At 43.9% G+C, this 9,255-nt stretch carries 8 protein-coding genes; 1 reads left to right on the top strand and 7 read right to left on the bottom strand.

Going from position 1 to position 9,255, the window contains the following annotated elements:
- The first annotated feature begins 744 nt into the window (after window positions 1-744).
- Window positions 745-954: a hypothetical protein gene (locus ACFO6X_RS15650; protein ID WP_382434900.1), complete on the top strand. Its 210-nt coding sequence runs from the start codon at window positions 745-747 to the stop codon at window positions 952-954.
- 369 nt (window positions 955-1,323) lie between these two features.
- On the opposite strand, the gene ACFO6X_RS15645 is transcribed toward ACFO6X_RS15650, so the two are convergent.
- The 7 genes from ACFO6X_RS15645 to ACFO6X_RS15615 all read right to left on the bottom strand — a co-directional run bounded on the left by ACFO6X_RS15645 (window position 1,324) and on the right by ACFO6X_RS15615 (window position 9,101).
- A complete protein-coding gene (locus tag ACFO6X_RS15645; RefSeq protein WP_382434898.1) occupies window positions 1,324-1,908 on the bottom strand; it encodes a hypothetical protein in 585 nt (194 codons plus the stop codon).
- A gap of 427 nt (window positions 1,909-2,335) precedes the next feature.
- On the bottom strand, window positions 2,336-2,758 hold the full coding sequence (locus ACFO6X_RS15640) for a hypothetical protein (RefSeq protein ID WP_382434896.1): 423 nt from the start codon (window positions 2,756-2,758) through the stop codon (window positions 2,336-2,338).
- Between the two features lie 1,068 nt (window positions 2,759-3,826).
- Entirely contained in the window at window positions 3,827-5,116 is a 1,290-nt protein-coding gene (locus tag ACFO6X_RS15635; RefSeq protein ID WP_382434894.1) for a hypothetical protein, read from the bottom strand.
- A gap of 499 nt (window positions 5,117-5,615) precedes the next feature.
- Entirely contained in the window at window positions 5,616-6,269 is a 654-nt protein-coding gene (locus ACFO6X_RS15630) for a hypothetical protein (RefSeq protein ID WP_382434892.1), read from the bottom strand.
- A 472-nt stretch (window positions 6,270-6,741) separates the two neighbouring features.
- On the bottom strand, window positions 6,742-7,074 hold the full coding sequence (locus ACFO6X_RS15625; RefSeq protein ID WP_382434890.1) for a type II toxin-antitoxin system HicB family antitoxin: 333 nt from the start codon (window positions 7,072-7,074) through the stop codon (window positions 6,742-6,744).
- Window positions 7,071-7,325, bottom strand: a complete 255-nt coding sequence (locus ACFO6X_RS15620; protein ID WP_382434888.1) for a type II toxin-antitoxin system HicA family toxin — start codon at window positions 7,323-7,325, stop codon at window positions 7,071-7,073. Before ACFO6X_RS15620 ends, ACFO6X_RS15625 begins: the two co-directional genes overlap by 4 nt.
- Window positions 7,326-7,952: 627 nt before the next feature.
- Entirely contained in the window at window positions 7,953-9,101 is a 1,149-nt protein-coding gene (locus ACFO6X_RS15615) for a hypothetical protein (protein WP_382434886.1), read from the bottom strand.
- Between the last annotated feature and the right edge of the window lie 154 nt (window positions 9,102-9,255).

The following is a 9,255-nucleotide window of genomic DNA, read 5'->3' as shown; positions in this document are numbered from 1 at the left end:
TGGCCAAAGAGGACTTCAAAAATACACAGGCGTACCCACTTCCAACGAGATAAAACAGGGGTAACTCGTTCAGTGTCACGAAAGTAGATAATCTTCCAGTAGTTCTGGATGATTGGTCTCTGCGTATCGATGACCTTGAGGTTGCGCTTCTGTTGCAATTAAGACACCTAACGAACCAAGGTAAGCGGCAACTGGAAGTTGTCCGCTTGAGCACCGAGTTAGAACCTAAGCCCACACACCAGCCACCTAAAGCCAGCAGCATAGCCGGGAAAATGAACCTGCACCAGCACCAATACGAAACCGAAGAATACTGACCCCGGCAAGCCAAAAGCAGAATTTATTTTTGAACACTGGCGATAACCAAACCCGGTTTTTTACGCGCTTGGAAAAAACAACGCCGTGGGCCAAATCTAACGAACTAAGGTAAGCGGCAGCTGTAAGCTGTCCGCTTGAGCGCCGAGTTAGAACCAAAGCCTACACAGCAGCCACCCAAGGCCAGCAGCATAGCCGAAAAAACGAACCTGCACCAGTGCCAATACGAAACCAAGAACACCCGGCGCAAACAACAAAAACAAAAGCTGCTTTGAAAAAACTGGTGAAAACAAAACCGGATTTTTAACGTGCTTCGAATAAACACTGCCGTAGGCGAATGCTAACGCCACTAGCTAACCCGGAGGCGCGAAGCGACTTCCGCGTTGAGCGATGGGTTAGGGCGCAACGTAATGTAAAGATGGGAGATGTAAAATGTTTGGCGACATGCTGCAAATAATGACTGCTGGTAAGCAAGTTGAATACAACGGAGAGAGGTGGATTTTGGTCTCCAATACGATGATGCAGACCACGGACAAACAAGCTCTGTTTGTGGCGATCCGTGCAACCGATACGTTCCCGGCTCAGACCTACGTGATACCGGCTGCACCTGACGCGCATTTGCGCTCTAACGAACTAAGGTAAGCGGCAGCTGAAAGCTGTCCGCTTGAGCGCCGAGTTAGAACATAAGCCCACACAGCGGCCACCCAAGGCCAGCAGCATAGCCGGAAAAACGGACCTGCACCAGCGCCAAGAAGAAACCAAGAACACCAAGCCAAAAAACCAAAGATAAAACTTACTTTGGAAACACTGGCAAAAGTAAAAATTGGTTTTTAACGAGCATGGAACAAGCACAGCCGTGGGCTAATGCTAACGAACCAAGATAAGCCGCAGCTGGAAGCTGTCCGCTTGAGCGCCAAGTTAGAACCCAAGCCCACACAGCAGCCCCCCCAACTCCAACAATCCAACAATCCAACAATCCAACAATCCAACAATCCAACAATCCAACAGATTTTATGGTGTACCAACTGCTTCCTCATAAGAGAAGGTTTTTCTCTCTTTTAAAGATAATTGAGGCTGTACGGGCATACCCACTGCTTCCTCGTAAGAAAAGGTTTGTCCTTTTCTTGAAGACTCTTGGGGCTGCACTGGTGTTGCACTAATTGGTGTAAATTGACTCAATGGCAAACATTCTAACTCCCCAGCAATACGTTTTTCTCCTTCAGGGCAGGGGAAAAGTACGCTGCTTACAGGAGGAATGCTTCTCTCAATGACCGCAGCAGGCTGGGTTAACTGTATTGAAGCATTCGTTTCTTTTTGACTCCATTTCGAAAGTACAGGAATGGCCATGGTAAGAATCACGCCTAAAACCAAGAGTCCAAGTACGGAGAAAATTATGAGGCGACCTTCAGAATCACTTGTTCCTGAGTTATCAATTCGGCTTTTGATTTTTCCAAGCCAAAAGTAAATACTTCCCGTAAGAAGCATCACTAGAGCCTTAATGAATGCAATTACCCACATGCCATCGGTAACATTATGCAAATTTGATAGCCAGGTGAGCACTGGCAGAAGGCCGATAACTTGCAGGATAGCAATCAAGCCAGCGAGTACACGGAGGATTCGAATTATTATGAGCATGCGTAGTCTTTTTATTTCGCCCTAACGAACAAGGCAAGCCGACCGCAGAGTGCGGGTCGGCTTGAGCGCCGAGTTAGAGAAATACTTACTTATTTCCAAGAGATGGAAGTCCACCTCTAGAAAAATATATCCGTTTGCCACCTTTAATTTTCTTCTGGGGCCGATCTTTAGGTTACGCAAAGCGAAATATTTCCCCCTCGGTTGGCGCTCTTGCATGAGTTTCTTCGTAGTGCAGCAAAAAAATTTCGTTGGAAACAATGACACCACAAGCTGGGCACGTTCGTATAAAAGGATTCTTTGCTGTCATTTGCAACTTTGCAATCTAACGAACCAAGGTAAGCGGCAGCTGCAAGCTGTCCGCTTGAGCGATGGGTTAGTAAAATGGCAGCTAGAAATGAACATATTCAACATTTACCCCTTCATATTTTGTTTCGGCTCGAAAAATTCGCGCCAGCTTATGGTTTTGAATTTGAAGGCGTAAATCTGATAGCCAATTAATCTGAACTTCAGGGCCACCACCTTGACCTATTGGTGCAGCATCATGATTTGTGTCGGCAATGAATGTATTGCCACTTTCATTTTCAAGTGCATCAGCACTTGAAATAATCAAGACTTGAGTTGAAAAGCCTGTGGTAGCTCCACAGTCACGCTGAAAGGTAACAACTTTTAACTTGTTATTTGGAGATAAATATTCAGCCAAAACCACATTACTACACATGTCAGGTAGTGATTGAATAAATAGATATAAACCACCAATACATAGCAAAATTAGTGCGAAGACACCGATGAGTATTTTCTTCCAGAGTTTCATTTGGTGATTGCTAACGACGAAGTTGAGGGGCGCCGCGCGAGGCGGCCACAGGAATAACGACGACGCTTCCCGGCGTCCCCTCGAACGCCCTGTTAGGCCGGGCGGTTGTCTTGGAAATGGGTTTTTTCAAGCCGTTATCTCCGGGCGCCACCTGGGGCCCCATGACTGCCTTTGCCTTTCTGACCAACCTGAAGCGCTCAATTAGAGCTGGAGTTGTTTTGGGCACAGGCTTGGAGCGCTCGATCAGTGCTGCCTTTGGTTTTTTGGCCAGCCTGTAGCGCTTGATTGTAGGAAGCACGGAAAAACTGCTGGAGTAATCACTATCACGGGGAACGGCGCCAGGAGCCGGCCTTGCAATAACTGAACTGAGGCCACGGTAACTACGACCGGAAAAAATACAGTGGATTGGAACCAGCAACATTGCGCGGACGGATTGCTCAGACGAAACAAAAGCCCGGCGACAAAAACCGGGTATTAGTTGGCAAAGGCTGGTTGAAATATGCATAGAAACAGAGGCCTAACGAACTAAGGTAAGCGGCAGCTAGAAGCTGTCCGCTTGGCGCCGAGTTAGAACCTAAGCCCACGCATCAGCCACCCAACGCCAGCAGCATAACGAAAAAGACGAATCTGCGCCAGTCCCAATACGAAACCAAAGAATACTGACTAGTAAGCGAAAAACAAAACCTATTTTCTTAATACCAGCAACAGCAAAACTAGAATTTTGACAGCCTTGGAATAAGCACGGCTGTGGACAAAACGCTAACGAACCAAGGTAAGCGGCGGCTGGAAGCCGTCCGCTTGAGCGCCGAGTTAGAACCGAAGCCCACGCAGCAGCCACCCAAAGCCAACAGCATATCCGGAAAAACGACCCCGCACCAGTGCTAATAAGACACCGGAAAGCCCCAGCCACAAAACCCAAGTCCAAACCTACTTTGAAAAAATGGTGACAACAAAAACCGGATTTTTAACGGGCGTGGAATAAGCACTACCGTAAGCAAGTGCTAACGTTTTTTAAGGGGCTGGCTTTAGGTTGCCCAAGCGAGCGGAGCGAACTATTTTAACTACTTTTTATAAACTGTGCGCGTATATGATGCCAGTGAAAGAATTTTGAACTATTCTCCACTGGCCTCCTGGCATAGATCGGACAGAAGCATTATTTTCTAAGTCTTGATATATTGCGCGCACCGAAACTTCTTTTATTTTTTCTTGATCATCAATTTTAAAACGAAGCTCTGCTATTACATGAGTAACGGCAGCAGCTTGGTCATCCACGCCTAATACCTTGAAAGAAGTCGGCACATGCTTACCAAAATCTTGGCGCGCTATGCAGGCCTTTTTTCCCTTAGGAGTGTCGGTAAAATATAAAAGAGCATCAGCGATAGGGCCAAATCGCTTATTGCACCAATGATCTAAAAATGCAGCCACTGCATATTCAGGCGTGTTTTCAGGCAGGCTGGAAATATTCCCTTCAAATGGAAAATATGGAATATTTTCAGATATTCTTGGATTCCATTCCTCAATGGATTTTTTCATAAGGTTTGTTTCAGAAATTTGCTTAAATATCTGTCGCCAACTCACCTCTTCTTTTGGTTTTGGCTCCTTTTTCCCATCATCAAGTGCTCCGGCCCAGTCTCTCGCCGCAAAGAGAGCAGCCCAGCACTTTGCTGCCACTAATTTATTATCGAAGGCCAGCTCTCTGCCATGAAGAATCCCGTTTCTGTATGGAATGGATATACCAGCTTCATTTGTTTTATTTCTGCCTTTAGTGAGAATTGAAGCTAATGTCTGAAGGCCCGTCTCATGAGCTGCAATGCAATCCCAAGCGGTAATATCCACGTTTACAGCAAAAAAGCCTACGTGCTTCGATACATCATTTACGAGACCGTCAAGCAAGCTCAACAATAGAGGTATACATGCATGATGTCTGCCAGCTAAGTAATCCTCTCTGGCCAACTCCGTGAGCCTTATTCTTTTTTTAAAATCACGATTGCCATTTAATCGTAATATTCCCCACTTTAATGTTTCTTCGTCATACGAATCGGCTAGGATTTTTTCCGCCGCATCCTTTCCTTCAGTGTCATGAATATTTATTGCTTTTTGCATTACTTCCATGTTCATGGATTCATATGCAATCCAGCCTAGGCTCGCAAAACGCTCATTAAACTGATCTGGAACCTTCAATATTTCTGCTTGCTTTTTAATCTTTAGGAATTCATTGGAGGCATTTTCCATTTTATGGAAAAGCTTGCGAGCCAACGGAAAATCCTTGTATAGAGCCTCCAAGCTTTCAAATGCCTCGAACTGCCTTAACAGTTCCGCACTTGTCGGATTGTCAATGATCTTCTTTGGCTTACTCACAATGCTTCCTTTAGCTTATAACGAATTAAGGTAAGCAGCGGCTGGAAGCCGTCCGCTTGAGCGCCGAGTTAGGTTTAACTATTATTTCTCTTTGCGTAATGATCTATTAAGTCATAAAGTTCATCGGCAGCAATTTTGGCTTTAGGTATCTCAAGGTTTTTAAAAGATATCAATAAATCGCTAGCCTGATATTCAGATCGTGGGCCTGCATACTTCTTAAAGATCAGAATTGCTTTTTCTCTTAGCTCTCCATTTAGATTTTTAAAAGCATTGTCGAATTCAGTTTGGTATGCAATGTAATCCCATTCAACATTTGCTAGCTTTGTCCTGCTTCTTAGAGTGATGAATGGAATTTCTTGTTTGCGGCAGTATTCAAACCAAGTGTTATTATCTTTTTATTCCACATCATTCTTTGATATTTCAAAATACTTTTGCATAAATAGTCCAATGGAAATCTAACGTAAAGTTCACCTGCAAAACTGTTCGGTGCAACGATAAGTTAGAAGTTTGTGTAAATTTGAATTGCTGTTGCTAAATTGCCTGATCTGATCAGCTGAAATAATCCACGTTCTACATCGGCAGCCCTATATATTCCAGTATAATAAGTATTGCTGATATATAAGCACTCTTGGCGCCATTTGTTATAAACGGATTCATTGCTTTTAGTCGATGGTATTTGTGTAGTGTTTATTTTTAATAAAGACAACGCTCTTCCACGAACTGTGTGCAACTTGGAAAGTTGTAGATCAAGTACGGAATAGTTTTTTGGGTCTAAGAACATAAGTATCTTTGATATAAAAGAAATACCTGAATACTCAGGTAGGCCTAAATTTTTTATAGCAACGATACTTGGGGCTGTGTTGGTAGTCAATAAATGCGAAAATTTTGATGTGAGGACCGGATTGATAAGTGTATTAAATCTAGCGAACCGAATTTTTCTGATTCCAATTGATCCCGAATGTCCCCAAAATATAACATTTGCCAGTCCATTTGAAGGAGTTGTTTTTAATTGGGTGCAAATTATTGTTTCAAGAGTTGAAATGTTTGGGGCAGTTTTGATTGTTCTGTGGCTGAAGCAATAATAATCAAGAGGAAAGCTGTAAGATTTTATAGCGTTTTCTAGATCAATTACTTGAGATGAGGTTAATGGCATATTTGGTATTCTCGGTTTAAATTTTATCGAATGTTTAGCAAAACACTGCTGATCGACGATTTATGTTTTTGCCTAACGAATCAGTTAAGACCGTACGCTGATGATATGTTGCATTATGGCTAACGTTGGAGGTAACCGGCAGTCGGAGCGAAGCGGAGGGAACCCAGCAGTGGTGCGAAGCGCCGCTGTTGGGCTGTCCGGTTGACCGCCGAGTTAGAACCCAAGCCCACACAGCAGCCACCCAAAGCCAGCAGCATAGCCGGAAAAGCGAACCTAGACCAGCGCCAATACGAAACCAAAAAATACTGACTGGTAAGCCAAAAGCAAAACCTACTTTTAAACACCAGCAACAGAAAAACCCGGATTTTTACGACCTTGGAATAATCACTGCCGTGGGCTGATGCTAACGAACCAAGGTAAGCGGCGGCTGGAAGCCGTCCGCTTGAGCGAAAAGTTAGCACTACGCAGGTAACTAAGATGCCACACGGATACGTAGAGCTTCTTGAGCCAGCATATTGATGCTCTTACCTTCTACTTGTGCAGCAATAGCCAATTGCTCATGCAACTCCGGAGGAATTCTGAGATTGAATTTTCCAGAGAAGTGTTTTCTGGGTTGGATGCCCTTCTCGTCACAAACCTCAAGAAAGACTTGCAAGGATTTCTTGAACTCTGTTCGCAACTCTTTTGGATTCTTGCCATAGAAATCAGCGCCGCCGTTTAGTCCAAGAATCTCACCACGAAAAAGATCAAGCTCTTCGTCGTATTCAATCTTGGCGTGATAGCCGTCAACTGTCATTACGTTCATGGTTCCACTCCGTGCTGCTCAAGCCATTTGCGAATGCTTGCGACGGCGCCTTTGTCGGTGTTGGGCGAAGGATGTGGTCTGTGAAAGACACGTACTTCGCCAAATAACACAACCGCCACACGGCTGCCTTCTCGCTCACTGACCTCCGCACCCAGTTCCTCAAACAAGCCTTCGATGTCGCGCCACTGAACATTGGCACTTGTTGGTCTGGCGAAGATGAGCTCTAGCGCGCGTTGGTGTTTTCGCTTCATTCCTGAATGGTACCGTTATTTGGTACCTTTTTCAAGCGTACAGGGTAGCTTTGCCTTGTTGTCTAACGCCACCGTGGGCTGATGCTAACGAACTAAGGTAAGCGGCAGCTGAAAGCTGTCCACTTGAGCGCCAAGTTAGAACCCCAGCCCACCCAGCAGCTACCCAAAGCTAACAGCGTAACTGGAAAAAACCAAATTTCTTAATGTGAAATTTCCGAAAGTTGGAACATATGTGCTTGGCACGTAGCAGAAAATCTCGTCCACCCCGCTGTTGCGGATTTTAACTTAAGTGAAAGGATAGCTATGAGTACAAAGAATCTAGCCCCAAAAACCGTCGCCACTCCTAAGGATGCATCAAGAGTACAGTCTGCAACTGCAAAAGTAGGAGATGGTAAGCCTACTCCTTGGGCAGGTAATCTTCAACGGGCTGCAGCTAAAAACTTCGGTAAATCAGGGCAAAAATAAGAGACTCAATCTATGACTAAAGATGATCTTGACAATCGCGCAGATCAATTGAACCCAAACAACGATGCATATTGGGAATCACGGGGCTGGGACGAGCGCCCTGACAACTGGGATGAAAGAATTCAGGAAGGAAATGTTCTCCCGGAATTCGAGTGAATGCATTTAATTTAACAGGGTAAGCCACGCGGCGTCACCAAAACTGGCGCCGTTATTTTTTGCTTTTTTCTCGTGCCGTTCCCACCAGTAGATAAAGTATTTTTCGAAATTAATGTAAACAGATAATTCTGGTTTCTCTTTGCTGCCCTGCACAAACAGCTTACTCCATGTGGTGCTCGCAAAAAGTAGTGGAAAGGGAGGCGAGGGACGTTGTTTTTCTTCGCAAAAGAAAAACATTGCATTCCAAAAATTGGAAAATTCTTTATAGGTTAATCGCCTCCCCTCTCTCCAGCAAACTATTTTTCTCTCTTCGACGTAATTTTTTTTATCTTCGGCCGTCCAAATAGACAACTCAGCGACGGATGGAATCTCTTGAGGCCATTTTCTATTTTTTTTATAAAAGCGTAGGCAAGCCATAAAGTCTATAAGGCGCCTGTTAGGTAAATGTATTAGGTCTCGCTGTTTTTTAAAGTTTCCATCAGCACCTTTTTTTACAGTAGGATTAATCCTTGGCTGAAACCAAATAAATATCGGGACAGCCTCAAATTGATCGAAATAGCTCTTGCAAAATTCAATATTCCATAAAGCCATTAGCGACATCAATGCGTTGAACAAGATGAGTTTCAATGGCTTATCTAGGTCGCTCCAATTTTTAGAATTTATAATTCTTTCTTTTGTCTCACATATGGATTCATCCATTTCATCTATATTAACCAAATATTCTTCTGTTAGATAATCTACTGAAAGCAATTTCAAAATGAAAGCATCAATGTCTTTTTTCGCTTTGGCTTCATATAATTCTTTTGAAATTTCGTCAATTTTGCATGCAAGTTTAAGAGTTTCTGGATAATGGTTTTCTAAAGGAGAACAAAAATATACAAAGGATCCTAATGGGCCAATATTTTGTGGTTGGTTTTGAATAATTCTTTCTACATCTTCTGGTGTGTAATCTTTTTTGAGAAGATGTTGTCTCAGTTTAGTTGTTCCTGCGGCATCTATTTTATTGATCGCTGCTTGATGATTTTTTATCTTCCCAGAAATCCAATTTCGTACAGTTCTTTCGGTTACGTTGGGGAAAAGGATATCGGCCAACATTGAGGCAATTTTTTTGCCATGTATATGCTCAAAAACGGGAATTGCCCAAGCGTTAAACATTGGAAGTTTTGTTTTGGAGAAAAATTGACTAACGAACCAAGGTAAGCGGCAGCTAGAAGCTGTCCGCTTGAGCGCCGAGTTAGACCCACGCCGACACGCCAGCCACCCAAAGCCAACAGCATAACCGGAAAATTGAACCTAGACCAGCGCCAAT

Source organism: Giesbergeria sinuosa, assembly GCF_042652905.1.
Lineage (GTDB): Bacteria > Pseudomonadota > Gammaproteobacteria > Burkholderiales > Burkholderiaceae_C > Simplicispira > Simplicispira sinuosa.
The sequence above is the reverse complement of the archived record's forward strand: the minus strand, read 5'-3'. Positions and strand labels throughout refer to the sequence as shown.

Bases quoted from the DNA above. Each gene is read 5' to 3' on its own strand.
- ACFO6X_RS15650 (WP_382434900.1), top strand. From the start codon at position 745: ATGTTTGGCGACATGCTGCAAATAATGACTGCTGGTAAGCAAGTTGAA.
- ACFO6X_RS15640 (WP_382434896.1), bottom strand. From the start codon at position 2,758: ATGAAACTCTGGAAGAAAATACTCATCGGTGTCTTCGCACTAATTTTG.
- ACFO6X_RS15630 (WP_382434892.1), bottom strand. From the start codon at position 6,269: ATGCCATTAACCTCATCTCAAGTAATTGATCTAGAAAACGCTATAAAA.
- ACFO6X_RS15625 (WP_382434890.1), bottom strand. From the start codon at position 7,074: ATGAACGTAATGACAGTTGACGGCTATCACGCCAAGATTGAATACGAC.
- ACFO6X_RS15620 (WP_382434888.1), bottom strand. From the start codon at position 7,325: ATGAAGCGAAAACACCAACGCGCGCTAGAGCTCATCTTCGCCAGACCA.
- ACFO6X_RS15615 (WP_382434886.1), bottom strand. From the start codon at position 9,101: ATGTTTAACGCTTGGGCAATTCCCGTTTTTGAGCATATACATGGCAAA.